The sequence below is a fragment of the Bradyrhizobium sp. MI1.7 genome (assembly GCF_055811795.1).
In genome coordinates, this window is record NZ_JBVVPO010000016.1 from 115,215 (window position 1) to 138,787 (window position 23,573).

A 23,573-nucleotide genomic window follows, 5' to 3' on the forward strand; every position below is an offset into this window, starting at 1 on the left:
CCCGCTCCGCTCGATCGCTCCATTCCGGCACGCATGCCGTATGAAGTTCAAATAGAGCAAATTCCGTACCAAAAAAGACCCTACGCGTTACATCCCGTGCGAATCACGGTCACTCGATTCTCCGCGATCATAGCCGATCAATCGTAGCCAACCATGCTGTCACCCGACTATCAAGAATTCGCTAATCGAGGGGGCGCTGGCTACCCGTGACAATACCGTGATTTCACGTCTTGGCACGGACGAAGTGATCGAAATCGCCCCGGAGTTGCTGGATTGCCACGAAAAACAAGCACGAAAGCGGAACTTTCTGCCTGTCGCGGGGCGCAAGACTGTTTTTTGCGCCGCCGCGTAGTGCGCCGTTAACGTGAACGTCGCCCTGACGATCCCGAGAAATCCCCATAGGTATTCCAGGGATCGATGTTGCAGCCCCGTTCGCGTTACTGCGGTTTCGCCGCCGGCTCTTCGGCGCGCTTGTCGATGACCCTGTCGACCAGGCCGAACTCCTTGGCGTCGTTCGCGGTGAGGAACTTGTCGCGTTCCAGCGCGTCCTCGATCGTCTTGTAGGTCTGGCCAGTGTGCTTCACGTAGATCTCGTTGAGCCGCTTCTTCAGGTTCAGGATTTCCTGCGCGTGCAGCATGATGTCGGTGGCCTGGCCCTGGAAGCCGCCGGAGGGCTGGTGCACCATGATGCGCGCGTTCGGCAGCGAGAAGCGCATGTCCTTCTCGCCGGCGCAGAGCAGCAGCGAGCCCATCGAGGCGGCCTGGCCCGTGCACAGCGTCGAGACCGGCGGGCGGATGAACTGCATGGTGTCGTAGATCGCGAGGCCCGACGTCACCACGCCGCCCGGCGAGTTGATGTACATCGAGATTTCCTTCTTCGGATTTTCCGCTTCAAGGAACAGGAGCTGCGCGACCACCAGCGTCGACATGCCGTCCTCGACCGGCCCGGTCAGGAAAATGATGCGCTCCTTCAACAGGCGCGAGAAGATGTCGTAGGCGCGCTCGCCACGGTTGGTCTGCTCGACCACCATGGGCACGAGGTTCATGTAGGTTTCAACCGGATCGCGCATGAGTCACCTAGGGTTTTAGGAGGCGGACATTGCCAGTCTTGGCTGCCAGTTTGGCTGGATTTGCCGGAAGGCCGATGGACGCCAGTGATGCAGGAAGTGGGTAGAGGTAGAACGCTTGGTATAAGACTTGGGTACAGGGCGTACCGACAGATATAGCCCAATTCGCGCCAGACAAGTGCGGAGCGAATTAAGGCTTAATCCACGGGGCACTTGAAGCTGATTCTCGCAAACAGGCCCAGCCAGCCAGTTGGCTAGCCGGGCCCCTTTGCTGATCATCCTTAATGGAAGGCTGTCCTAGAGCCCCGTTCCGATGGAATCGGAACGGAGCTCTAGATTCTAAGTTTGACGCGCTTTCTTTACGCGAACCGGTATCCACTTCGCTCGAAAACGCTCTAGAGCCTTCAGGCTGCGGTCTTTTCCGCGTCCTCGTCCTTGTACAGGTCCTCGCGCGAGACCTTCTTCTCGGTCACGTTGGCGAGCTCGAGGATGAAGTCGACGACCTTGTCCTCGTAGATCGGTGCACGAAGCTGGGCCAACGCCTGGGCGTTGTTGCGGTAATAGTCCCAGACTTCCTTCTCGCGACCCGGCATCGAGCGAGCGCGCTCGATCACGGCGCGGCCGACCTCGTCGTCGGTCACGGTGATCTTGTTCTTCTCGCCGATCTCGGACAGCACGAGGCCGAGCCGCACGCGGCGGTCTGCGATCTTGCGGTACTCGTCCTTGGCCTTGTCTTCGGTGGTATCCTCGTCCGCGAAGGTCTTGCCGGCCGAATCCATCTCGGCCTTGACCGAGTTCCACATCAGATTGAATTCCTCGTCGACGAGCGACGGCGGCGCTTCGAAGCGATGCGCCTCGTCGAGGCGGTCGAGCAGCGCTCGCTTGACACGCTGGCGCGTCGCGCCGGCAAACTCGGCAGCCAGACGCTCGCGCGCGGCTTCCTTCAGCTTGTCCAGCGATTCGAGGCCAAGCGTCTTGGCGAACTCGTCGTCGATCGCGACGTCCTGCGGCGCCTCGATCGAGGTCGCGGTGGTCTCGAACTCGGCCGGCTGGCCGGCGAGCTTGTCGTTCATGTAGTTCTTGGGGAACGACACTTTCAGCGTGCGCGTCTCGCCGGCGCCGATGCCGGTGAGCTGCTCCTCGAAACCGGGGATGAAGGTATTGGAACCGATCGCTACCTGGATGCCCTCGCCGGTGCCGCCCTCGAAGACTTCGCCGTTGATGGTGCCCTTGAAGTTGATGGTGACGCGGTCGCCCGACTCGGCCTTGGCGCCCTCGGCCTTGGCCGCATAGCCGCGGTTGCTGTCGGCGATGCGCTTGATGGCTTCGTCGACATCGGTGTCGGACACGTCGGCGACAGGCTTCTCGACCTGGAAGCTCTTGAAATCGGCGAGCGCAATCGCGGGCACCACTTCGATCGCGACCGTGTAGGTCAGATCGGTTTTTCCGTTGAGCAGCTCCTCGACCTCGGCCTGCTCTGTCGGCATGGTGATCTTCGGCTCGGTCGCGAGGCGGAAACCGCGGTCGGAGAACAGCTGCGTGTTGGTGTCGCGGATGGTCTGGTCGATGGTCTCGGCCATCACCGAGCGGCCATAGACCTTCTTCAGGTGAGCGACCGGCACCTTGCCGGGGCGGAAGCCGTTGATGCGGACCTTGTCCTTGAGATCGACGAGTTTGGCACCAGCCTTGGCGTCGAGATCAGACGCGGGAACGCTGATCTTGAACTCGTGCTTCAAACCTTCCGAGAGGGTTTCTGTGACCTGCATGGCGTCCAATCTTCTTCTCGCTCGGCCCCGGCACGCATGCGTCGGGACGCTGTCATTAATCGAACCGGCGCGAGGCAAGACGCCTCAACGCCGGTGGTTCATCGGACCACTTCCGCCGGAAACACTCCGTGAGGAAGCAGCCCTTCGGTAATCCGTGCAAACGCTGAAAGCGCTTGGTGCGGGCGGAGGGACTCGAACCCCCACAACTTTCGTCACTGGAACCTAAATCCAGCGCGTCTACCAGTTCCGCCACGCCCGCGTGAATTTGCATCAAGACCGGCCGCGATGCCGCGGGCGGCCGGGCTTATAGCATGTGCCTGACTGTTCGCAGCAAAAAAATGGCCCGATAGAGACAGGCTTTAAGTAGGCGCGACGGCTGGACTTATCCAGCGCTTCATGGTCCGCATCGAGCCATGAAAACGCGGATCTCTGACCCGACCCGGCGTGAGGTTTTGGCCGGACTTGGAGCTGGACTTGCAGCCCCCGCAGCCGGGTTGATCGCCGGCGGCGCGGCCCCCGCTGTCACCGCCCAGCTCGCCCTGCAGGCAAGGCCGGCAACCCTGGCGCTCAGGCCGGGTCAGCCGGCTACACCGATCTGGGAGCTGGCCGCCGTAAGCCATATCGGCAACGTCCGTCTCAAGCGAGGCGACCGCTGCGAGGTGGTCTTCCGGAACGACCTGCCTGTCCCGCTTGCGCCAGTCTGGTACGGCCTGAATGGCCCGGCCGGGGCCGACCCGTTGCGAGGGCGTACGCCGACTGCGCCGGATGTGACTGAAACCTCAATTGTTTCAATACCAAATGCAGGAACTTTGGCAGCCGACTTCCGCCTCTTCGAAGACGGTCTGAAGCTGCCCGCGCGCCCGCTTCCGATCATCGCCGGCGAGACAAATCGCGTCCCTGTCGACCGCGACGAGGTCCTGTTGATCGAGGAATGGCGCCTGCGGCCGGATGGGACCGCGCTTCCGCCCGGCCGCGCCCCCGGGGACGCGACACCGCTCTTTACCCTCAATGGACGGACTTCGTTCGAACTCTCAGCCACGGCCGGCGAGCGGCTGCGGCTGCGCTTTATCAACGGCTCGCAACGTTCTGTTCTGGCGATCAAATTGGAAGGCCACGAGGTCCAGGTGATGGCCCTGGACGGACAGCCGGCCGAGCCATTCCCGGCGCGCAACGGCGCCCTGGTGCTCGCCCCCGGCGCACGCGCCGACGCCTTCGTGGACGCGGCCACATCGGCCCCATTCCTGTTGCATGACGGCAAGGAGGCGCGCCAGGTCGGGAGCCTCACGATATCTGGCAAGCTCGAGCGGCGCGCGCCGCTGTTGCCGCCACAGCCGCTCCCCCTGAACGACCTCCCCGAGAAGCTCGACCTCAAAGGCGCCCTGCGGTTCGATGTCGCGCTCGGCGCGCCCGAGGCCGGCTGGGCACGGCCTGCAAGCTTCTCCGTCTCCTCCAATCCCGTCTTCCGCGCCAAGGCCGGCCGCACCGTCGTGCTGGCCCTCAAGAACCCCGGACCGGCCACGACCGTGTTTCAAATGCACGGCCATCATTTCCGCCTGCTCGACAAGCTCGACGACGGCTGGAAGCCCTATTGGCTCGACACGCTCGCAATCGAGCCCGGCCAGACCCAGCGCATCGCGTTCGCGGCGACCTCACCCGGACGCTGGCTGATCGAATCCGTCGTGACCGACTGGGCCGCGCCGCGGCTGGTGCGCTGGTACGCGGTGGAGTGAGCGGCTACCGCCCCGTCCAGAGGTAGCGAGCGTCAGGCTCCCGCTCCTCGTTCCGCGCCCCGTCGGTCTGCTCAACCAGTGCGAACCCGCGCGCCTCATAGAAGCGCCGCGCCGGCGCGTTGCGCTCGAAGGTCCAGAGCTCCAGCTGGTCGCTGGCCCGCTTGACGACATCGAGGAGTTCTGTGCCGACGCCGCGCCCCTGGGCGGCGGGAAGCACATAGAGCTGCTCGACCCAACCTTCGCGGAAGGCGATGATCCCGCTCAGGACGCCATCATCGAACCGTCCCCACACACGGCACGTCGTGAAAACGCGCTCGCGGTAGAACCAGCTGTCCTCGTCAGGTGTGTGCAGCCCAACGAGCCACGGCATCGCCTGGTCAAACGCAATCCGATGGACCTGCGCGGCCTCGCCCATATCGGTGAGTGCGAGCTGCCTGAGCACTAATACTCCACCCCCAGCGCACTATAGATCCGCCGGTGCACGGCCGGCAGCGTCTCGGTCAGGTCCTCCGCGATCAGCCCCGGCCCAGCCTCGCTTGCCGCCTCGCCATGCATCCAGACGCCGATGCTGGCGGCCTCGAAGGCCGGAACGCCTTGCGCCAGGAGCCCTGCGATGATGCCGGCGAGCACATCGCCGGCGCCCGCGGTGGCGAGCCAGGGCGGCGCGTTGGCGGCGATGGTGGCGCGGCCGTCAGGGGCGGCGATCGTCGTGTCCGGCCCCTTCAGCAGCACGACCGCACCACAGCGCTCGGCCGCGGCGCGGACGCGCTCCAGCTTCGAGCGGCCCGGATGTTTGTTGCTGAGGTCGGAGAACAGGCGCGGAAATTCACCCTCGTGCGGCGTCAGCACCACCGCACTGTCCTCAGAGGACTTGATCGATTCAAACAGCCGCTCGGGGTTTGCGGCAAAGCTCGTCAGCGCATCCGCGTCCAGCACCAGATGCCGCTGCGCGTGAAGCGCCGTGTGGACCAGATCGCAGGTGCGATCGCCGACGCCCGCGCCGGGTCCGATCAGGCAGGTACTGTAGCGCTTGTCGCCGAGCAACGCGCCGAATTCGACCGCTGTGTCGCAGGCGCGAACCATCACCGCAGTCAGCGCGCTGGCATTGATCGCGAGCGCATCGCGCGGCGTTGCCAATGTCACAAGGCCCGCTCCGGCCCGCAAAGCCCCACGGGCGGCGAGCCGCGCCGCGCCGGTCGCGGCGGCATCGCCCGAGACCGCCAGCACGTGGCCCCGTGCGTATTTATGGCCGTCGATGCGCGGCACCGGAAAGGCGGTGCCCCAGAAATCCGGATCGTTCTCGAAGGTCCGCGGCGCGATCTCGTCCAGCACCTGTGCGTCGATGCCGATGTCGGCGACGCGCACGTGGCCGCAATGCATACGGCCGGGCAGCAGCAAATGCGCCGGCTTCTTGCGGAAGAAGGTGACGGTCTCGGTGGCGTTCACCGCCGCGCCCATCACAGCTGCGCTGGTGCCGTTGATGCCGCTCGGCAGGTCGACCGCGAGCACCGGGGCGCCGTTGGCGTTGATCGCTTCGATCATCGCATGCGCCTCGCCGTCGACCGGGCGACTGAGGCCCGCGCCGAACAGCGCATCGATGATCAGCGCGGGCTTTCCGATCGCCTGCGGATTGAACGGCAGCACCGGGTGCTTCCAGCCGCGCGCCGCGGAGGCCGCGTCACCCTGGAGCTGGTCGCGCTCGCACATCAGGATCACCGAGACGTCGCGCCCTTGCGCGGCGAGTTCGGCGGCTGCGACAAAACCGTCGCCGCCATTGTTGCCGGGACCGGCCACGATCAGGATCGGCCCCTCCTCCACCAGCGCATTGGCGGCCTCCGCGACCGCCTGTCCCGCGCTGAGCATCAGCTTGAAGCCGGGCGTGCCTGCCGCAATACTGAGCTGGTCGGCGCGCTGCATTTCAGCGTTGGTCAGAACTTCCATGCCACTTCCCTGGTCCAAACGCCTTTTCAACAGGCACGTTCCGTACAGACCCACCCGGCAGAACAACGATTTGCACAGATATTGAACCGATTGCCTATTTCGTAGTCTGCGGTATTTTGAGCCAGTCGGCTCCACCTATCAGAGATGCGCGTTAAAAGGCTGATAACGCTCCAATAATCAGGGCATTTGCAACTTGGCATAGACCCTGCTTTCGAGGAAGCCGCTTCGGTTCGTCGTGCTCACTGGCAATCTATCAGGGTGTGGCCGGCCGTTGTTGCCGGGTTGGTCAGGCATCCCGGCATAGCGAAGACAAGATCGTGCGTTAAGAAAAGCGCATCCTGACGAAGACGTTGCTATTTGATCGAAAGGCCGGGAGGCGCGCAGTGAAGAAAATCGAAGCCATCATCAAGCCATTCAAGCTCGACGAGGTGAAGGAAGCGCTTCAGGAAGTCGGCCTGCAAGGCATCACCGTGACCGAGGCCAAGGGCTTTGGCCGGCAGAAGGGCCACGCCGAGCTTTACCGCGGCGCAGAATACATCGTCGATTTCCTCCCCAAGGTGAAGATCGAGATCGTGATCGGCGACGATCTGGTCGAGCGCGCCATCGACGCGATCCGCCGCGCCGCGCAGACCGGGCGCATCGGCGACGGCAAGATTTTCGTCTCCAATATCGAAGAGGCGATCCGCATCCGGACCGGCGAATCCGGGCTGGACGCTATCTGAGCCGGGTGCTATCCCGCATTTTGCGACACTCCGACAAGAAAAAGGCTGCTTCGGCGGCCTGATTTTGTTTGTGCGCTCGCGCGCGAACTCGCCAAAAGCGAGAACAATCTTGCTCACCTGGAAACCGACCCGCAGAGCCAAAAGGGGTATGCATGAAGACCGCCAAAGACGTCCTGAAATCGATCAAGGACAACGACGTCAAATACGTCGACCTGCGCTTCACCGATCCGCGCGGCAAGTGGCAGCACGTGACGTTCGACATCAGCATGATCGATGAGGACATTTTCGCCGAAGGGACGATGTTCGACGGCTCCTCGATCGCCGGCTGGAAGGCGATCAACGAGTCCGACATGTGCCTGATGCCGGATCCGGTGACCGCGACGATCGACCCGTTCTTCGCCGAGACCACCATGGTCATCACCTGCGACGTGCTCGAGCCGACCACCGGCGAGCCCTACAACCGCGACCCCCGCGGCATCGCCAAGAAGGCCGAGGCCATGGTGAAGTCGATGGGCGTGGGCGACAGCGTGTTCGTCGGCCCCGAAGCCGAGTTCTTCGTGTTCGACGACGTGCGCTTCTCCGCCAACCCCTACAACACCGGCTTCCGTCTCGACTCCTCGGAGCTGCCGACCAACTCCGACACCGAATATGAAGGCGGCAATCTCGGCCACCGCGTCCGCACCAAGGGCGGCTACTTCCCGGTGCCGCCGCAGGACTCCGTGCAGGACATGCGCTCCGAAATGCTCGGCGCCATGGCCAAGATGGGCGTCAAGGTCGAGAAGCATCACCACGAAGTCGCGTCCGCCCAGCACGAGCTCGGCATGAAGTTCGACACGCTGACGCTGATGGCCGACCACATGCAGATCTACAAGTACTGCATCCACCAGGTCGCGCACATCTACGGCAAGACCGCCACCTTCATGCCGAAGCCGGTCTATGGCGACAACGGCTCGGGCATGCACGTGCACCAGTCGATCTGGAAGGACGGCAAGCCGGTGTTCGCCGGCAACAAGTACGCCGACCTGTCGGAGACCTGCCTTCACTACATCGGCGGCATCATCAAGCACGCCAAGGCGATCAACGCCTTCACCAACCCGTCGACCAACTCCTACAAGCGTCTGGTCCCGGGCTATGAGGCTCCCGTGCTGCTCGCCTACTCCGCGCGCAACCGCTCGGCCTCCTGCCGCATCCCCTACACCGCTTCGCCGAAGGCCAAGCGTGTCGAGGTGCGCTTCCCCGATCCGCTCGCCAATCCCTATCTCGGCTTCGCCGCGATGCTGATGGCCGGCCTCGACGGCATCAAGAACAAGATCGATCCGGGTCCGGCGATGGACAAGGACCTCTACGACCTGCCGAAGGAAGAGCTGAAGCAGATCCCGACGGTGTGCGGCTCGCTCCGCGAGGCGCTCGAAAACCTCGACAAGGACCGCGGCTTCCTCAAGAACGGCGGCGTGTTCGACGACGACTTCATCGACAGCTACATCGAGCTGAAGATGACCGAGGTCGAGCGCTTCGAAATGACCCCGCACCCGGTCGAGTTCGACATGTACTATTCGGGCTAAGCGGCCCAAACTCTCTGCGACAAGCAAAAGGCGCTCCGCGAGGAGCGCCTTTTCGTTTTGGGGAGTCGCAGGGTGGATTACGCTAACCCTCCCTGCAGGACACGACGCGCCCAATCACCACGTTGCAGTGAAGGCGCGCTGGAGCTCGGCCGGAGCCGTAACCCCGCCCGCGATCAGCAATTGAGTGAGAACACGGGCCTTCTGCGGATTGAGGTCCTCGGACACGACGAACCCGTTCTTGTCGTCGTCAACCTCGACATTCCGGGTGACGAAGCCGGATCGAACCCGCGTGGAGCGGACGACGATGATGCCCTTCTTCGCCGCCGCTTCGAGCGCATCGAGGGCCTGCTTCGACGTGTTGCCGTCGCCGACGCCGGCCAGCACGATGCCCTTGGCGCCGTGGGAAATGGCGTCCTCGATCGGAACGGCGTCCATGTTGGCATGCGAGTAGACGATCTCGACGCGCGGCAATTGCTCGCCTGCCGGGAGCGGATAGGTCGTGCGCTTGCCGGCGGCCTGGGTCATGAAACGGATGCCGCCGGCGGTGTCGACATAGCCGATCGGGCCGTCATTGGGGGAGCTGAACGTCTCGATGCTCGTGGTGTTGGTCTTGGTGATCGAGCGGGCGCTTTGGATCTTGTCGTTCAGCACGGCCATCACGCCGCGGCCGCGAGAGCGCGGATCGGCCGCCACCTGCACCGCTTCGTACAGATTGCCGGGGCCGTCCGCACTCACCGCCGTGGCCGGACGCATCGAACCGACGATCACCACCGGCTTGTCGCCGCGCACGACATTGTCGAGAAAGAACGCGGTCTCCTCGAGCGTATCCGTGCCGTGGGTGATGAGGATTCCATCGGCTTCATTCTTGTCGAAGGCGTCCTGGATGCGGCGGGCCAGGGCAAACCAGACCTTGTCGTTCATGTCCTGGGATCCGATCGACGAAATCTGCTCAGCGTTCAGCTTCGCGAGCTTGTCCAGGCCCGGTACCGACTGCATCAACTGCTCCCCGGTGATCTGGCCGGATTTGTACGCGCCGGTCGCGCGCGTGTCGGCCTGGCCTGCGATGGTGCCTCCCGTCGCAAGCACGAGAATGCGCGGCAGGCCGGCCGCCGTCGCGTCCTTGCCCGGCTCTGCGGCCTGCGCCGCATCGATCCTCCACGACCAAAGTGCGAGGGCGACCAGCGGAACGGTGAGCATCAATGTCCGATTTCGGCGGCGGCTTGCTGGTCTGGCGGCATGCTTCGTCATCGAATTTTCCTCCCGTTTAAGTTGGGAACGATATTCGACACCTCCATTTGGGCCGAAGATGGGTCATCCTGCCGCTGATGGCTACGGGTTGTCGCGCCGCGGCACAAAATGGTCGAGCAGCCCCGTCGGCAGCGGAAAGACGATGGTCGAGGACCGTTCGCCCGCGATGTCGTGCAGGGCCGCGAAATAACGTAGTTGCATCGCCTGAGGCTCCTGCGCGAGAATCCGGCCGGCCTCGACGAGCTTTTCGGCAGCCTGCTGCTCGCCCATCGCATTGATCACCTTGGCCCGCCGCAACCGCTCAGCCTCGGCCTGTTTGGCAATCGCGCGCACCATGGTTTCATTGAGATCGACGTCCTTGATCTCTATGCCGGTGACCTTGATGCCCCAGACGTCGGTCTGCTTGTCGAGGATCTCCTGGATGTCCGCGTTCAACCTGTCGCGCTCGGCGAGCATCTCGTCGAGCTCGTGCTTGCCGAGCACCGAGCGCAAGGTCGTCTGGGCGAGCTGGCTGGTCGCGGCCATGTAGTCGCCGACCTTGATGATGGCCCGTTCGGGGTCGACGATGCGGAAGTACAGAACGGCGTTGACCTTGACGGAGACGTTGTCCCGCGAAATCACGTCCTGCGGCGGCACGACCTGCACCATCACCCGCAGATCCACCTTCACCAGTTGCTGCACGATCGGAATGAGGATGATGAGGCCCGGGCCCTTCACGCCGGTAAAGCGGCCGAGCGTAAAGATGACGCCACGCTCGTATTCGCGCAGGATTCGAATAGCCTGGGACAGGAACATGATGACGAGCAACGCAAGCGCCGCATAGGTCAGATATTCCAGCATCATGATGTACCTCCCTCGCCTGTTGGTGCGCGCCGTATCAGCAGCGTCAGGTCGACGATGTTGGCGACTTCGACCGTCTCTCCGGGCTTGAACGTTTCGGCGCCGCGCGCCTGCCAGCGCTCACCATGGGCGAAGACATGACCTTCGTTCCCATTCCAGTCGAGAACCTCGGCGGGCAAGCCTCGCATGGCCTGCGCGCCGACCAGTGCAGGAGCCCTGCCGACGCGCCGAAGCGAACCGAGCACGACGAGCGCAAAGCCGGCGAACACTGCTGCGGTGATGCCGATCACCCACCACGACAGGTGGTAGCCCGGCGCCTCGCCCCTGAAAAGCATCAGCGCTCCCAGCACGAACGCGATGATCCCTCCGAGCCCGATCACCACGGTCGGGTTGAAGGCTTCGATGGTGAGAAGCACGAGTCCAACCAACATCAGGGCGAGGCCGGCATAATTGATCGGCAGCAGATTGAGCGCATAGAGGCCGATCAGCAGGCAGATCGCGCCGACGACTCCGGGGGCGACGGCTCCAGGAGACATGAACTCGAAGATCAAGCCGTAGATGCCGACCATCAGGAGAATGAACGCCACGTTCGGATCGGTGATCACCGCCAGGAAGCGGGATATCGGTCCGGGATCGATGGCTTCGACGACGGCATCCTTTGTCACCAGGCGTTGCGTCTTGCCGCCTGCGACCTCGACCACGCGACCATCGATCTGCCTCAGCAATTCAGCCTGATCGCGCGCGACGAGATCGATGGCATGAGCCTCTAGCGCGGCGTTCGCAGAGAGCGTGGCAGCCTCACGGACCGCCTTCTCCGCCCAGTCCACATTGCGGTTGCGCAGCTCCGCAAGACTGCGGATGAAGGCAACCGCATCATTGGTCGCCTTGGCCGTCATGGCATCCTTGGGCTGATCCTTGGACTCGCTCTGCTGGTCACCGTCCTTCTTGTCCTTGCCGCCCTTGTCCGCCGGTCCGCTCGGAAGACCCGGCAGCGGCCCGCCGATCTGCACCGGCGTCGCGGCGCCAATATTGGTGCCCGGCGCCATCGCCGCGATGTGGGTCGCATAAAGGATATAGGTCCCCGCGCTCGCCGCGTGGGCGCCGGATGGCGCGACGTAACCGACGACAGGGATCGGCGAGGCCAGCACATCCGCGATGATCTCGCGCATGCTGGAATTGAGGCCGCCGGGCGTGTTCAGTCTCAGAAGCACGACCTCGGCACGCCGTTCGCTTGCCTTGGCCAAAGCCTCCTTGACGTAGCTGGCCGACGCAGGGCCGATGGCTCCGTCGATCGAAACGACCAATGCAAGACGGCCGTTCTCCTCCGCTGAGCTGGGAAGGAGGCAGCAGATCAAAGCCACGACGCCAATCGCCGCAACGAGGGCCGCCTTCATGGTCTGCACGGCAGGGCTCCCTTGCAGAGCATATGGTGCGCGTCTTGCGAACCTCAATGCGGCCGCATGCGGGCCATGGTCGTGATTGTGATTGTGCGATGCAATGGAAATCGCCCCGCAGATCGATTGAGCACAGGGCGGTGGCGAACCATGCCTTTGGCTGGTCCGCCCGCGCACGCTGTGCTGCTACGGCCGTGGGACCCGCACGCCATCCGCGCCGATCGTGCCGAACATGCCGGCGATGATCTCAGGCGTCGGCTGCATGCCGCCCAGCGACCAGTGCGCCGGCTCCTGCTCCTCGATCCTGACCCAGACGTTGCGGCGGAAGTCCGGATTGCCCTGCCCTTCGACCTCGACCAGGAGATCGGTGACGCGTTCGAGCAAGGTCTTCTTTTGCCCGGCATCCAGGATGCCGCGGACGGTGGAAATGGTGACGTAAGGCATGTCTCTCTCCAATGATGTCGTGTGACGACGGCACGAGACTGGACCTGACGGCGCCGGCAAGGCAGTGGCGGATGAGACAGAGATCGGGCAATTTCCGCCACGCAGCCCCGCGCCGATCGGCTAGGATCGCCGCGCCTGTCCTGGAGGTCTCATGAAGCTCGCAATTCTGGCGCTGGAAGGCTGTATGCATTCGGCGATCGCCGGGGTCGCCGACATCCTGTCGCTCGCCAATCACGTGATGCAGCAGAGCGGTGCGAAAACGCGCTTCGCCTGGGAGGTGCTTTCGCTCGACGGCAAGCCGGTGCGCGCCGGCGGCGGCCAGATGGTCGCCGTCGATGGCGCGGTCGGCAAACGCGGTCGCTTCGACGCGATCATCGTCCCCGGCAACCTCGTCGATCACGTCACGGCGGAACGCCTGCAACCGCAATATGCCCGCGCCGGCGCCTGGCTTCGGCAGCAGCATGCGAGCGGCCGGCTGATCGGCGCGTTCTGCAGCGGCGTGTTCCTGCTTGCAGGCAGCGGCCTGCTCGACCACCGCCGCGCCACCATCACCTGGTGGCTGCAAGGCGAGCTGCGGCAGCGCCATCCCACCATCGACCTCGCCGCCGACGCCGTCATCACGGTCGCGGACCGCATCGTCTGCGCGGCCGGACCGATGTCGTGGGTCGACCTCCTGCTCAGGCTGATCGAGATGGTCGACGGCAAGGCGATTGCAAAGCTCTGCGCGGACTACGTCGTCATCGACACCGCGCAACGCACCCAGTCGATCTTCATGCCCGTCGGCTATTTGCTGTCGCAGGACCCGCTGCTGACCCGGGCCGACCTGCTGGTTCGCCGCACCGGCAAGAGCCCGATGACGGTCAAGCGCCTCGCCGATGCGCTCGGCCTCAGCGAGCGCACGCTGAACCGGAAGTTCCAGGAGCTCACGCGCGAGCCGCCGCAAGCCTTCATCATGCGCCGCCGCGTCGAGCATGCGCGCACGCTGCTGGAGACGACCGCGCAGCCGATCAAGACCATCGCACGCACGGCCGGCTATGAGGACGAGAGCAGCTTTCGCAAGGCCTTCCGCAAGCTCACCCTGATGTCGCCGCAGGCCTATCGCGCGCGACGGATGGAGCGGACGGCGTAAGCTGCGAAACCAAGGCGCCGTTCAGTCGAGGGCTGCGAGCGAGCTTCTTGCTACGCCGCCGCGCGCTGGCGTACGACCATCGCCTCGCCGAACGCCTCGAACAGCTTGCGGTTGATCGGATTGCGCTGCGGGTCGTATTCGGCGTGCCATTGTACGCCGAGCGCGAAGGTCGGGGCTTCCGCGATGCGGATCGCCTCGATGGTGCCGTCCTCGGCGATGCCTTCGATCAGCACGCGCTTGCCGGGGTCGAGAATGCCCTGGCCGTGCAGCGAATTGACCCTGATCTTCTCGCAGCCGAGCAGCCGCGCGAAGGCGCCTCCGGGCGTGAGGTCGACATCGTGACGGTCGGCGAACACCACGGTTGGATCAGGGTGAATCTCGCCGTTCTCGAGCCTGGGCATGCGGTGGTTCATGCGGCCGGGGATTTCGCGGATCTCCGGATGCAGCGAGCCGCCGAAGGCGACGTTCATCTCCTGGAGGCCGCGGCAGATTCCGAACAGCGGAATGCCGCGGGACACGCAAGCGACCGAGAGCGCCAGTGCCACCTCGTCGCGGTGGATGTCGTAGGGCTCGTGCCGCTCGCACGGGTCGACATTGAAACGGGTCGGATGGACGTTGGCGCGGGCGCCGGTAAGCACGATCCCGTCGACCACATCGAGCAGCGCGCCGATATCGGTGATGTCGGGCGCTCCCGCAAACATCATCGGCAGGCCGCCGGAAACCTCGGCCACAGCGCGCAAATTGCGCTCGCCGACCATCTGGACCTGAAATCGATTTTCGACGCGATGGGCGTTCCCGATCACGCCGACGACCGGCTTTCTCATCTCCCGTTCCGACCTCCCGCGTAAGAAGATTCTCCAAACATGCCCTTGGGATGGAACAAATTCAACAGAAGGGATCGCGGGACGGCAATGCTATTTTCGCGCAAATGCCTCCCGGGCCTCGGTTGTCCCCACGACGGGCAGGCCGGCGGCCTTCAGCGCGGTTGCCGCCGGATCGTCCGGCGTGGCCAGCCAGGGCAATTTCGCCTCGATTCCGCGCGTCACGGGCTCCCCCAGCACCCCGCCGAAATCGATCGGCCAAAACCCGTTGGGCACCACCTCGACGGTGAGGGCACGGACGGCGTAGCCATCGCCCAGAACCGCATCCGCATGGTCGCCGGCGACAAGGCGCGCGGTCTGGGGATCTCGGGGATCGCCAAAGCTCACGAGCACGGGGATCAACTCCCCCTGCACCGGGACAATGCCGGCCTGCCGGCTGATGTCGTTGAACGAGACGCGGTTGCCGCGCGCGGCGCCATAGGCACGGAGCGCGACATAGTTGATGTCGTCGAGGTCGAGCTTGCCGCCCTGCTGATGCGCCAGCAATGCCACCAGGTTCTTGCCTTTGCCGCCGTCTTGGCCGAGATCGACGAACACGGCCTCCCCGCGCATCGTGGTGCGGCCGCCGCGGTTATAGTTGCGGTCAGGCACGACGGCGAGAACACCGGACCCCGTCTTGATCCCGTCAGGCGTCGTCACCTCAACCGTGAGGCGGTATTTGTGGCTGGGCCGGTTGATCCGGATCTGGTCACCGATCACGATCACGGCCAGAAGCCCGAGCAGACCGGCCCACTTGCTGATGAAACTCAAGCGCCCCCCACCTGTTTTCTCCTCATCGCTCTGCACCGTTCGCGCGACAGCGTCAAACCAGCGCGTTGACGCGGTCTTGATCGAAAGCGCGTTTGCCGAAAGAGTGCCCCGCCCGCAGCCGCCGAAAAGGACATGATGTGACCATCCTCGCAGACCAACGCCCCACGACCCGCACCGATCTGGCTTGGGCAATTTCGGTCGGCGGCATCGGTGTCGTGCTGTTCACGGCGATGCTGGTCTTCACCTGGTATTTTGCGACCACGCTGCTGCTGATCTTCACCGGCATGCTGCTCGGCGTCGGCCTCAACGCGCTGACCAACGCGCTCGGCCGCCGCGTGCACCTGCCGCATCCGGTCCGGCTCGCGATCGTCTGCGTCGTGCTTGCGGTGCTGCTCGCGGGCGTCGCCTATCTCGGCGGCGCCACCATCGCCGAGCAGGCCTCGCTGCTGAGCAAGACCATCAAGTCGCAGATCGGCAACGTGAAGACCTTCCTGGACAACCACGGGATCGACACCAGCTTCTTCGATCTCGGCAGCGCTGCGTCTGACGCTTCGGCCAATCCACCATCGGACTCGACACCCTCGCCAGCAGCACCCCCGCGCGGTTCCTTGCCCGGCGCCGGCGCGCTGGCCTCCAGCGGTGGCGCGATCGTGAGCCAGACCTTCAAGCTCCTGCTCGGCACCATCCACGGCGTGGGAAACATCTTCATCGTGCTGTTCCTGGGGCTGTCCTTCGCCGCCCAGCCCGGCGTCTACCACGACGGCCTGTTGTTCCTGGCGCCGGCGAGGCATCGCACCCGCGTCACCCTGATCATCGACGGCATCGGCGAGACGCTGGAACGCTGGCTGATCGCGCAGATCGTCGTGATGATCGCGGTTGGCATCGTGACCTGGATCGGGCTAGCCATCATCGGCATCCCCGGCTCGTTCATCCTGGGGATTCAGGCGGGCCTGCTCGCCTTCATTCCGACCGTCGGCGCCATCATTGCCGGCGTCGTCGTGGTGCTCGCGAGCCTCGCCTCGGGCTGGATTCCGGCGCTGTCGGCCTTCCTCCTCTTCATGGGCGTGCACGCGATGGAGAGCTATGTGCTGACGCCGATCCTGCAGCGGCAGGCGCTCGACATCCCGCCGGCCACGCTGTTCGCGTTCCAGATCCTGCTCGGCGTCGTGTTCGGCATCTGGGGCCTGGCGCTGGCGCTCCCACTGGTCGCCATCGCCAAGGTCATGATCGACCATTTCAAGACGTACGAGGCGCCGCCCCTGGCAGCATGATCCGGAAAAGTGCGCAGCGGTTCTCCGAAAAGATCATGCTCAGGCAACGAGGCGGCGTAAGGCGTCGTGCAGTCGCTCAGGTCGTCAGCACGGTCTCGGTGTGCTCGACCTCCGGGGGCGAAGCAAAATACTGACCGACGAGGCCGCGCCATTCGGTGAAATTCTCCGAGCCGCGGAAATCGACGGTGTGGTTCTCCAGCGTCGCCCACTTCACCATCAGCCGGTAGCGCTGCGGCTTCTCGATCGACTTGTGCAGCTCGAAGCCGTGAAAGCCCTTCGAACCGCCGAAGGCGGCCTTGGCCTTGGCGACGGCCGCCTCAAAATCCTTCTCGCTGCCCGGCTTGACGTCGATTTGCGCAATCTCGGTGATCATCGGTTTCCACCCTGTTTGTTTGATGGGTGTGTCTACCGTAGACCGCAACGAAGAAAAAGGCACCGAATCGGCGCCCTGACCGGTCAAAAATGCGTGCTCTCAGGCGAACAGCAGAGCGGTGCCCGCCACGATGAGCGCGCAACCGATGAACAGCGCGAGCGGCCAGTAGCTACGGCTTTGCGTGTAGCGCCCCTGGGCGCGGCGCTCGGTGATGAGCGCGCGCTCGTATTCATCCGCGGTGGAGAACACGCAAGCGAAGCCGCCGCGTGCCGAGGCCGCAGCGGCTTCGAGCGACATCAGGGCAGCCTGCGGGTTCTGTCGACGGATCGCTTCCATGACCGCAATGGTAGGGATCGAATGGTAAACAGCGGATTACCGAAGGCGCCTCTTGAGGCGCCTCTTGGCTTCAGGCGGTGGCCGGACGCGCCTGCGGCGCACCAACCCGCGCCGCGCTCTGGCGGCGCCAGTTCTCCAGCGACAGCGGCAGCTCCTCCGCCGCCTCGACCCGGTTACGACCGCCGCGCTTGGCCTGATAGAGCGCGGTGTCGGCCGAGGCCAGCAGCACCTCGAGCTCGGTGCCGGCCGGACCGCCGGCGACGCCGATGCTGACAGTGGTGTCGACCGGGCCCTCATCGACGACGACGCCGGAGGTCTCGAACGCCTCGCGCACGCGCTCGGCAACCAGGACACCCTCCTCCAGCGAACACGGCAGCAGCGCCGCGAACTCCTCGCCGCCGATGCGGCCCGACATATCGGTCATGCGCAGGTTGCTGACGACGACGGTCGAGAACAGCTTCAGCATCTCGTCGCCGGCAGGATGGCCGAAGCGGTCGTTGATCGACTTGAAGTGATCGATGTCGAAGATCATCACGGTCACGGGACGGCCGGCCTTGGCCTCGCGCTCGATCACGCGCCCGCAGGCTTCCGAGAAGCCGCGGCGGTTGAGCATGCCGGTCAGGGGATCGGTGGACGCGGCGGTCCGGTGCGCCGTCACCGTGCGCTCCGACACCAGCATGAAGATCACGAACACGGTGCCGACGGCATAGAGGATGAGCTCGACCGCAAACACGGTGACCCAGATGCTGCCGGAGAAGCCGGCATCGTTCGGACGCAGGAAGCTGCCGAGCACGATCGGCAGCATCAGCACGCAGCCGTGCAGCACCGGCACCACGAAGGCCGGCCAGCGCCGTTGCAGGCTCTTGCGCCGCTCGACCCAGAGCTCGCTCGCCGTCAGTGCCGCATAGACCGAGACGATGCCGGCGCCGACGATCATGCGCAGCATGGACGCGGCGGGATCAAGCAGCGTCACGGCGGCGGCCCAGGCCAGCGCGCCGACAAGGAGACCCGGCCAATTCGGCTTGCGGCCGTGGAAGACGCGCGCCGCATTCCACACCATGCCGCAGGCGACGAAGCCGACTGCGTTCAGCGCAAGGTAAAGATGCGGGCCGAGCTTGTCGCCGGCCGCGGTCCATAGCGCGACGGACGCTGCGCCGAGGAGATACGCGGTGCCCCACCATTTCAGCGCGGGGCTGTTCTCCTGCTTGCCGAAAAACACCATCATGGCGCCGAGCAGTGCGGCAACCATGGTGGCGACCAAATAGAGCGTGATGCTATCGAGCGACATCATGTCGGCCCCCTTCTAGACATAGCAAGTTACGCGATCGGCCCAGCCGACTTGCGCGCCCTTCCAGATGCGACGCTATGTCCCGCGAGTTCCATTCAGGTTTTCATGCGGGGCCAAGTTTTCGGGAAACACGTCATCAATTTGCATACAAACGAACAACAAAAAGGGCGCTGAAATCAGCGCCCTTTTGCATCTCATTGAAGCCGCTTTCGCGGCGAATGTGACCGAAGCGATTAACGCTTCGAGAACTGGAAGGACCGGCGGGCCTTGGCCTTGCCGTACTTCTTGCGCTCGACCACGCGGGAGTCGCGGGTGAGGAAGCCGCCCTTCTTGAGCACGGTACGCAGCTCCGGCTCGAAATAGGTGAGCGCCTTGGAGATGCCGTGACGGACGGCACCGGCCTGGCCGGACAGACCACCGCCGGCAACCGTGCAGATCACGTCGTACTGGCCGGAACGCGCGGCCACCGAGAACGGCTGCTCGATCATCATGCGCAGCACGGGACGGGCGAAATAGACCTCGACCTCGCGCGAATTGACCGTGACCTTGCCGGCGCCCGGCTTGATCCAGACACGGGCGACCGCGTCCTTGCGCTTGCCGGTGGCGTACGCGCGGTTGAACTTGTCGACCTTCTTCTCGTGCTTGGGCGCGTCGGGCGCCGCCGCCGTCTTGAGCTGCGAGAGCTGGTCGAGCGACTGGATGGATTCGGCCATGTTATGCGGCCCTCGTGTTCTTGCGGTTCAACTTGGCGATGTCGATCTTCTCGGGCGTCTGGGCCTCGTGCGGATGATCGGCGCCGCCATAGACGCGGAGGTTGCCCATCTGGACGCGACCGAGCGGACCACGCGGGATCATGCGCTCGACGGCCTTCTCGAGCACGCGCTCGGGATGCTTGCCTTCAAGGATCTGGCGCGCGGTGCGCTCCTTGACGTGGCCGACATAACCGGTGTGCTTGTAATAGGTCTTCTGCTCGCGCTTGCGACCGGTGAGGACCGCATGCTGCGCGTTGATGATGATGACGTTGTCGCCGCAATCAACGTGCGGGGTGTAGGTCGGGAGGTGCTTGCCGCGCAGGCGCATGGCGACGATGGTGGCGAGACGGCCGACGACCAGACCCTTGGCGTCGATCAGTACCCACTTCTTCGTCACCTCAGCCGGCTTTGCCGAAAAGGTTTTCATATCGGAGTTTCCGTGGACGGGAGATATCGGCGCGAACACCGCGCCGGACTGGGCGGTTTTCTAGAGAAGAGACGCACAACGGTCAATGCCCCAGAGCGGGAATTACAATAGCAAAATCAATATCTTAAAATTATGGTGCTATATTACCTGCGAAAAGCTCAAACATTTGGAATGGAATAGGTCGAGGTGACATGAGCGATCGGATCGGGCGACGTGCCGGACAGCAGCTTCACCTCGCCGACCGCCAGGCGTTTGCCGAGCTTGAGCAGCCGCGCCTCCGCCAGCACATCCTGGCCGGGCTGGCCCTTGCGCAGGAAGTTGATGTTGAGATTGGTGGTGACCGCAAGCCCGATCGGCCCGATCGCGGACAGCAGCACCACGTACATCGCGAAATCGGCCAGTGCCATCAGCGTCGGGCCGGACACGGTTCCACCCGGCCGCAGCATCCTTTCGCTGTAGCGCTGGCGCAAAAGGCAGGTCTGGCCGTCGGCGCTCTCGATCGTGATGTCATCGCCGCTGAAGGCCTGGGGAAACTCGTCACGGAGAAACTGCTCGACCTCCGCCACGCTCATTTTCGCTAACGCCATGCTTCGCCTCACCCTCGCTTCACGTCCCCTGTTACATTAAGTTATCTGCGTCATCCAATTGCAAGAATCCAACCGGAAACGCTTCGATGTCCGCCCAGGCCGCCCGCGCCCCCTCCCCGCAACCGTCGAGCCTGCTGCGCGAGACCATAGGGCCCATCGCGGTCCTGACGCTGAACCGCCCGGCCGCCCGCAACAGTCTGTCGCAGGCGATGATCGCAAGCCTGCATGCCGAGCTCAATGAGATCCGCGACGACAAGGCGGTCCGCGGCGTCGTGATCGCAGCCAACGGCCCCGCCTTCTCCGCCGGCCACGACATGAAGGAGCTGACGGCGCGCCGCACTGACCCGGATCGCGGCCGCGCCTTCTTTGCCGAGATGATGACCGCCTGCAGCGCGATGATGCAGGCGGTTGTGCATTTGCCGAAGCCCGTGGTCGCGGCCGTCCAGGGCATTGCGACCGCGGCCGGCTGCCAGCTCGTGGCAAGCTGCGATCTCGCGATCGCCTCGGAAGCGGCGAGCTTCGCCACGCCGGGCGTCGATATCGGCCTGTTCTGCTCCACGCCGATGGTGGCGCTGTCGCGGAACGTGCCGCGCAAGCAGGCGATGGAAATGCTGCTGACCGGCGAGCCGATCCCGGCCACGCGCGCCCGCGAGATCGGGCTCATCAACCGCGTGGTCGCGGCCGGCACCGAGCGCGAGGCCGCAATTGCCCTCGCCGAACAGGTCGCGCTGAAGTCGGCCTACACCGTCAAGCTCGGCAAGGAGGCGTTCTACCGCCAGGCCGAGATGAGCCTTGCGGACGCCTATCGCTATGCGGCAGAGGTGATGACCGAGAACATGATGGCGCGCGACGCCGAGGAAGGCATCGGCGCCTTCATCGAGAAGCGCACGCCAACATGGCGGGATGAATAGTCAACTCCTCATCCTGAGGAGCCGCGGAACGCGGCGTCTCGAAGGATGGAGGCCCGACTGTGGCCTCGTGGTTCGAGACGCGCGGGCCGCGCTCCTCACCATGAGGGTCAGAGAAAGAAAAAGATGAACCACGACGCCTATCCCGACAATTACATCCGCGGCATCCTCAACAGCGTGAAGTCGATCGCGATGGTCGGCGCCTCGCCCGTCAATGTGCGGCCGAGCTATTTTGCGTTCAAATATCTGGCGCAGCGCGGCTATGACATGATCCCGGTCAATCCCGGCCATGTCGGCAAGGATCTGCTCGGAAAGCCGTTTGTCGCCTCGCTCTCCGACATCGCCCGCCCCGTCGACATGATCGACATCTTTCGCAACTCCAGCCACATCATGCCGGTGGTCGAAGAAGCGCTCACGCTCGATCCGCTGCCGAAGGTGATCTGGATGCAGCTCGGCGCGCGTGACGACGCGGCAGCGGCGAAAGCGGAATCGGTCGGTATCAAGGTCGTAATGAACCGCTGCCCGAAGATCGAATATGGCCGCTTGTCGTCGGAGATCTCCTGGATGGGCGTCAATTCACGCACGCTGAGCTCCAAACGGCCGCCGGCTCCGACGCAAGGCATGCGGCTATCCCTCAATCGGATGAGTGTCAGCGGCGGTGACACCGCGGCTTCCGATCGCGCAGCAAAGAACAAGACCGAGCAGAGCTGACGCAATAGACTTCCGTTGCGCGAACGTGACAATCGTAGCGCCGTGATGTGAAGCGGCGCCTTGACGGCGGGCGCGTCGCCGATCAGCATGCCGCGCGATTTCAGATCACAAGAACAGGACGCCCTCAATGAGCGATCGCCTTCCGGGATTTTCGACCCTCGCCGTGCATGCCGGTGCACAGCCCGATCCCACCACCGGTGCGCGCGCGACCCCGATTTATCAAACCACCTCTTTCGTCTTCAACGACGCCGACCACGCCGCCTCGCTGTTCGGCCTGCAGGCATTCGGCAACATCTATACCCGCATCGGCAATCCCACCAACGCGGTGCTGGAAGAGCGTGTTGCCGCACTCGAAGGCGGCACCGCCGCGCTTGCGGTCGCCTCGGGCCACGCCGCACAGGTCGTGGTGCTGCAGCAATTGCTCCAGCCCGGCGACGAATTCATCGCCGCGCGCAAGCTCTATGGCGGCTCGATCAACCAGTTCTCGCATGCGTTCAAGAGCTTCGGCTGGAACGTGGTGTGGGCCGATTCCGATGACATCGCAAGCTTCGAGCGCGCGGTGACGCCGCGCACGAAGGCCATCTTCATCGAGTCCATTGCCAATCCCGGCGGCAGCATCACCGACATCGAGGCGATCTCGACGGTGGCGCGCAAGGCGGGCGTGCCGCTGATCGTCGACAACACGCTGGCCTCGCCCTACCTGATCCGCCCGATCGATCACGGCGCCGACATCGTCGTGCACTCGCTGACGAAATTTTTGGGCGGCCACGGCAATTCGCTCGGCGGCATCATCGTCGATGCCGGCACGTTCGACTGGTCCACGGGCGGCAAATATCCGATGCTGTCGGAGCCGCGGCCCGAATATCACGGCATCCGCCTCCAGGAGACCTTTGGCAATTTCGCTTTCGCGATCGCCTGCCGCGTGCTGGGCCTGCGCGATCTCGGACCCGCGCTGTCGCCGTTCAACGCCTTCATGATCCTGACCGGCATCGAGACGCTGCCGCTGCGCATGCAGAAGCACTGCGACAACGCCAAGGCCGTCGCCGAATTCCTCGCCGGCCATCCGGCGGTGGCCTCGGTGAGCTATGCGGGCTTGGCAAGCGACAAGTACAATCAGCTCGCGCGGAAATACGCGCCGAAGGGCGCAGGCGCCGTGTTCACCTTCAGCCTGAAGGGCGGCTATGACGCCGGCGTCAGCTTGGTGTCGAAGCTGCAGCTGTTCTCGCACCTGGCCAATGTCGGCGACACCCGCTCGCTGGTCATCCACCCCGCCTCGACGACGCACAGCCAGCTCGACGACGCCGCCAAGGTGAAGTCCGGCGCCGGCCCCGACGTGGTGCGGCTCTCGATCGGCATCGAAGACAAGGAAGATCTGATCGCAGATCTGGAGCAGGCGCTGGGGGCGTAATTGCCATCGTCATTCCGGGATGGTCCGAAGGACCAGAC

Annotated in this window: 24 protein-coding genes and 1 tRNA gene; 8 read left to right on the forward strand and 17 right to left on the reverse strand. The window is 64.3% G+C overall.

Annotated features, from left to right (window positions below; translation table 11 throughout):
- Positions 1 to 437: 437 nt before the first annotated feature.
- The 3 genes from AC0L3X_RS17485 to AC0L3X_RS17495 all read right to left on the reverse strand — a co-directional run bounded on the left by AC0L3X_RS17485 (position 438) and on the right by AC0L3X_RS17495 (position 3,092).
- Positions 438 to 1,070, reverse strand: a complete 633-nt coding sequence (locus tag AC0L3X_RS17485; RefSeq protein WP_063982958.1) for an ATP-dependent Clp protease proteolytic subunit — start codon at positions 1,068 to 1,070, stop codon at positions 438 to 440.
- A 401-nt stretch (positions 1,071 to 1,471) separates the two neighbouring features.
- A complete protein-coding gene (tig, locus tag AC0L3X_RS17490; protein ID WP_354131590.1) occupies positions 1,472 to 2,833 on the reverse strand; it encodes a trigger factor in 1,362 nt (453 codons plus the stop codon).
- A gap of 174 nt (positions 2,834 to 3,007) precedes the next feature.
- Positions 3,008 to 3,092 (reverse strand) — tRNA-Leu (locus AC0L3X_RS17495).
- Positions 3,093 to 3,246: 154 nt separating this feature from the next.
- Here AC0L3X_RS17495 and AC0L3X_RS17500 point away from each other — a divergent pair.
- The gene (locus tag AC0L3X_RS17500) at positions 3,247 to 4,563 is read left to right on the forward strand and encodes a multicopper oxidase domain-containing protein (RefSeq protein WP_354131591.1); all 1,317 of its coding nucleotides are present in this window, start codon (positions 3,247 to 3,249) and stop codon (positions 4,561 to 4,563) included.
- A 4-nt stretch (positions 4,564 to 4,567) separates the two neighbouring features.
- On the opposite strand, the gene AC0L3X_RS17505 is transcribed toward AC0L3X_RS17500, so the two are convergent.
- Positions 4,568 to 5,005 carry a GNAT family N-acetyltransferase gene (locus tag AC0L3X_RS17505; RefSeq protein WP_354131592.1) on the reverse strand — a complete coding sequence of 146 codons (438 nt, stop codon included), beginning with the start codon at positions 5,003 to 5,005 and terminating at the stop codon, positions 4,568 to 4,570.
- Positions 5,005 to 6,504, reverse strand: coding sequence for an NAD(P)H-hydrate dehydratase (locus tag AC0L3X_RS17510; RefSeq protein ID WP_354131593.1), 1,500 nt, complete (start codon positions 6,502 to 6,504; stop codon positions 5,005 to 5,007). The genes AC0L3X_RS17505 and AC0L3X_RS17510 overlap by 1 nt, the downstream gene beginning before the upstream one ends.
- 383 nt (positions 6,505 to 6,887) lie before the next feature.
- On the opposite strand from AC0L3X_RS17510, the gene AC0L3X_RS17515 reads away from it, so the two are divergent.
- Positions 6,888 to 7,226 carry a P-II family nitrogen regulator gene (locus tag AC0L3X_RS17515; RefSeq protein WP_007603495.1) on the forward strand — a complete coding sequence of 113 codons (339 nt, stop codon included), beginning with the start codon at positions 6,888 to 6,890 and terminating at the stop codon, positions 7,224 to 7,226.
- Positions 7,227 to 7,378: 152 nt separating this feature from the next.
- Entirely contained in the window at positions 7,379 to 8,788 is a 1,410-nt protein-coding gene (gene glnA / locus AC0L3X_RS17520) for a type I glutamate--ammonia ligase (RefSeq protein ID WP_063982953.1), read from the forward strand.
- A gap of 114 nt (positions 8,789 to 8,902) precedes the next feature.
- On the opposite strand, the gene AC0L3X_RS17525 is transcribed toward glnA, so the two are convergent.
- The 4 genes from AC0L3X_RS17525 to AC0L3X_RS17540 form a co-directional block, all read right to left on the reverse strand.
- Positions 8,903 to 10,036: an asparaginase gene (locus AC0L3X_RS17525; RefSeq protein ID WP_354131594.1), complete on the reverse strand. Its 1,134-nt coding sequence runs from the start codon at positions 10,034 to 10,036 to the stop codon at positions 8,903 to 8,905.
- 81 nt (positions 10,037 to 10,117) lie between these two features.
- Positions 10,118 to 10,879 carry a slipin family protein gene (locus tag AC0L3X_RS17530; RefSeq protein WP_063982951.1) on the reverse strand — a complete coding sequence of 254 codons (762 nt, stop codon included), beginning with the start codon at positions 10,877 to 10,879 and terminating at the stop codon, positions 10,118 to 10,120.
- Positions 10,876 to 12,279: an NfeD family protein gene (locus AC0L3X_RS17535; protein WP_063982950.1), complete on the reverse strand. Its 1,404-nt coding sequence runs from the start codon at positions 12,277 to 12,279 to the stop codon at positions 10,876 to 10,878. The genes AC0L3X_RS17530 and AC0L3X_RS17535 overlap by 4 nt, the downstream gene beginning before the upstream one ends.
- Before the next feature lie 177 nt (positions 12,280 to 12,456).
- On the reverse strand, positions 12,457 to 12,714 hold the full coding sequence (locus AC0L3X_RS17540) for a tautomerase family protein (RefSeq protein ID WP_014494824.1): 258 nt from the start codon (positions 12,712 to 12,714) through the stop codon (positions 12,457 to 12,459).
- Positions 12,715 to 12,865: 151 nt separating this feature from the next.
- On the opposite strand from AC0L3X_RS17540, the gene AC0L3X_RS17545 reads away from it, so the two are divergent.
- Entirely contained in the window at positions 12,866 to 13,843 is a 978-nt protein-coding gene (locus AC0L3X_RS17545) for a GlxA family transcriptional regulator (protein ID WP_063982949.1), read from the forward strand.
- 50 nt (positions 13,844 to 13,893) lie between these two features.
- Here the strand turns inward: AC0L3X_RS17545 and AC0L3X_RS17550 are convergent, their stop codons facing one another.
- Both AC0L3X_RS17550 and AC0L3X_RS17555 read right to left on the reverse strand, forming a co-directional pair.
- Positions 13,894 to 14,667 (reverse strand): gamma-glutamyl-gamma-aminobutyrate hydrolase family protein, encoded by a 774-nt coding sequence (locus AC0L3X_RS17550; protein ID WP_354131595.1) that lies wholly within the window; start codon positions 14,665 to 14,667, stop codon positions 13,894 to 13,896.
- A 90-nt stretch (positions 14,668 to 14,757) separates the two neighbouring features.
- On the reverse strand, positions 14,758 to 15,474 hold the full coding sequence (locus tag AC0L3X_RS17555; RefSeq protein WP_063982947.1) for a hypothetical protein: 717 nt from the start codon (positions 15,472 to 15,474) through the stop codon (positions 14,758 to 14,760).
- Positions 15,475 to 15,611: 137 nt separating this feature from the next.
- Between AC0L3X_RS17555 and AC0L3X_RS17560 the strand changes: the two genes are divergently transcribed.
- Positions 15,612 to 16,745, forward strand: a complete 1,134-nt coding sequence (locus tag AC0L3X_RS17560) for an AI-2E family transporter (protein ID WP_473316561.1) — start codon at positions 15,612 to 15,614, stop codon at positions 16,743 to 16,745.
- A gap of 76 nt (positions 16,746 to 16,821) precedes the next feature.
- On the opposite strand, the gene AC0L3X_RS17565 is transcribed toward AC0L3X_RS17560, so the two are convergent.
- The 6 genes from AC0L3X_RS17565 to AC0L3X_RS17590 form a co-directional block, all read right to left on the reverse strand.
- On the reverse strand, positions 16,822 to 17,118 hold the full coding sequence (locus AC0L3X_RS17565) for an antibiotic biosynthesis monooxygenase family protein (RefSeq protein WP_028155908.1): 297 nt from the start codon (positions 17,116 to 17,118) through the stop codon (positions 16,822 to 16,824).
- Positions 17,119 to 17,217: 99 nt separating this feature from the next.
- A complete protein-coding gene (locus AC0L3X_RS17570) occupies positions 17,218 to 17,454 on the reverse strand; it encodes a hypothetical protein (protein WP_063982945.1) in 237 nt (78 codons plus the stop codon).
- 70 nt (positions 17,455 to 17,524) lie between these two features.
- Positions 17,525 to 18,745 carry a GGDEF domain-containing protein gene (locus AC0L3X_RS17575; protein WP_231142094.1) on the reverse strand — a complete coding sequence of 407 codons (1,221 nt, stop codon included), beginning with the start codon at positions 18,743 to 18,745 and terminating at the stop codon, positions 17,525 to 17,527.
- 230 nt (positions 18,746 to 18,975) lie between these two features.
- Positions 18,976 to 19,455 (reverse strand): 30S ribosomal protein S9, encoded by a 480-nt coding sequence (rpsI, locus tag AC0L3X_RS17580; protein WP_007611021.1) that lies wholly within the window; start codon positions 19,453 to 19,455, stop codon positions 18,976 to 18,978.
- A 1-nt stretch (position 19,456) separates the two neighbouring features.
- Entirely contained in the window at positions 19,457 to 19,921 is a 465-nt protein-coding gene (gene rplM / locus AC0L3X_RS17585) for a 50S ribosomal protein L13 (RefSeq protein ID WP_008137961.1), read from the reverse strand.
- Positions 19,922 to 20,079: 158 nt separating this feature from the next.
- Positions 20,080 to 20,508, reverse strand: a complete 429-nt coding sequence (locus AC0L3X_RS17590) for a PaaI family thioesterase (protein WP_039147848.1) — start codon at positions 20,506 to 20,508, stop codon at positions 20,080 to 20,082.
- An 86-nt stretch (positions 20,509 to 20,594) separates the two neighbouring features.
- Here AC0L3X_RS17590 and AC0L3X_RS17595 point away from each other — a divergent pair, with 86 nt between their 5' ends.
- From AC0L3X_RS17595 to AC0L3X_RS17605, 3 genes are all read left to right on the forward strand, one after another.
- Positions 20,595 to 21,419, forward strand: coding sequence for an enoyl-CoA hydratase (locus AC0L3X_RS17595; RefSeq protein WP_063982943.1), 825 nt, complete (start codon positions 20,595 to 20,597; stop codon positions 21,417 to 21,419).
- A gap of 123 nt (positions 21,420 to 21,542) precedes the next feature.
- Positions 21,543 to 22,127 carry a CoA-binding protein gene (locus AC0L3X_RS17600; RefSeq protein ID WP_063982942.1) on the forward strand — a complete coding sequence of 195 codons (585 nt, stop codon included), beginning with the start codon at positions 21,543 to 21,545 and terminating at the stop codon, positions 22,125 to 22,127.
- 127 nt (positions 22,128 to 22,254) lie between these two features.
- Positions 22,255 to 23,535 carry an O-acetylhomoserine aminocarboxypropyltransferase gene (locus tag AC0L3X_RS17605; RefSeq protein ID WP_028149015.1) on the forward strand — a complete coding sequence of 427 codons (1,281 nt, stop codon included), beginning with the start codon at positions 22,255 to 22,257 and terminating at the stop codon, positions 23,533 to 23,535.
- The last annotated feature ends 38 nt before the right edge of the window (positions 23,536 to 23,573 follow it).

Coding starts and splice junctions, on each gene's coding strand:
- AC0L3X_RS17570 (WP_063982945.1), bottom strand. CDS start 17,454: ATGGAAGCGATCCGTCGACAGAACCCGCAGGCTGCCCTGATGTCGCTC.
- AC0L3X_RS17595 (WP_063982943.1), top strand. CDS start 20,595: ATGTCCGCCCAGGCCGCCCGCGCCCCCTCCCCGCAACCGTCGAGCCTG.
- AC0L3X_RS17545 (WP_063982949.1), top strand. CDS start 12,866: ATGAAGCTCGCAATTCTGGCGCTGGAAGGCTGTATGCATTCGGCGATC.
- AC0L3X_RS17530 (WP_063982951.1), bottom strand. CDS start 10,879: ATGATGCTGGAATATCTGACCTATGCGGCGCTTGCGTTGCTCGTCATC.
- rpsI (WP_007611021.1), bottom strand. CDS start 19,455: ATGGCCGAATCCATCCAGTCGCTCGACCAGCTCTCGCAGCTCAAGACG.
- AC0L3X_RS17590 (WP_039147848.1), bottom strand. CDS start 20,508: ATGGCGTTAGCGAAAATGAGCGTGGCGGAGGTCGAGCAGTTTCTCCGT.
- glnA (WP_063982953.1), top strand. CDS start 7,379: ATGAAGACCGCCAAAGACGTCCTGAAATCGATCAAGGACAACGACGTC.
- AC0L3X_RS17550 (WP_354131595.1), bottom strand. CDS start 14,667: ATGAGAAAGCCGGTCGTCGGCGTGATCGGGAACGCCCATCGCGTCGAA.
- AC0L3X_RS17605 (WP_028149015.1), top strand. CDS start 22,255: ATGAGCGATCGCCTTCCGGGATTTTCGACCCTCGCCGTGCATGCCGGT.
- rplM (WP_008137961.1), bottom strand. CDS start 19,921: ATGAAAACCTTTTCGGCAAAGCCGGCTGAGGTGACGAAGAAGTGGGTA.
- AC0L3X_RS17565 (WP_028155908.1), bottom strand. CDS start 17,118: ATGATCACCGAGATTGCGCAAATCGACGTCAAGCCGGGCAGCGAGAAG.
- AC0L3X_RS17485 (WP_063982958.1), bottom strand. CDS start 1,070: ATGCGCGATCCGGTTGAAACCTACATGAACCTCGTGCCCATGGTGGTC.
- AC0L3X_RS17540 (WP_014494824.1), bottom strand. CDS start 12,714: ATGCCTTACGTCACCATTTCCACCGTCCGCGGCATCCTGGATGCCGGG.
- AC0L3X_RS17500 (WP_354131591.1), top strand. CDS start 3,247: ATGAAAACGCGGATCTCTGACCCGACCCGGCGTGAGGTTTTGGCCGGA.
- AC0L3X_RS17525 (WP_354131594.1), bottom strand. CDS start 10,036: ATGACGAAGCATGCCGCCAGACCAGCAAGCCGCCGCCGAAATCGGACA.
- AC0L3X_RS17510 (WP_354131593.1), bottom strand. CDS start 6,504: ATGGAAGTTCTGACCAACGCTGAAATGCAGCGCGCCGACCAGCTCAGT.
- AC0L3X_RS17600 (WP_063982942.1), top strand. CDS start 21,543: ATGAACCACGACGCCTATCCCGACAATTACATCCGCGGCATCCTCAAC.
- AC0L3X_RS17575 (WP_231142094.1), bottom strand. CDS start 18,745: ATGATGTCGCTCGATAGCATCACGCTCTATTTGGTCGCCACCATGGTT.
- tig (WP_354131590.1), bottom strand. CDS start 2,833: ATGCAGGTCACAGAAACCCTCTCGGAAGGTTTGAAGCACGAGTTCAAG.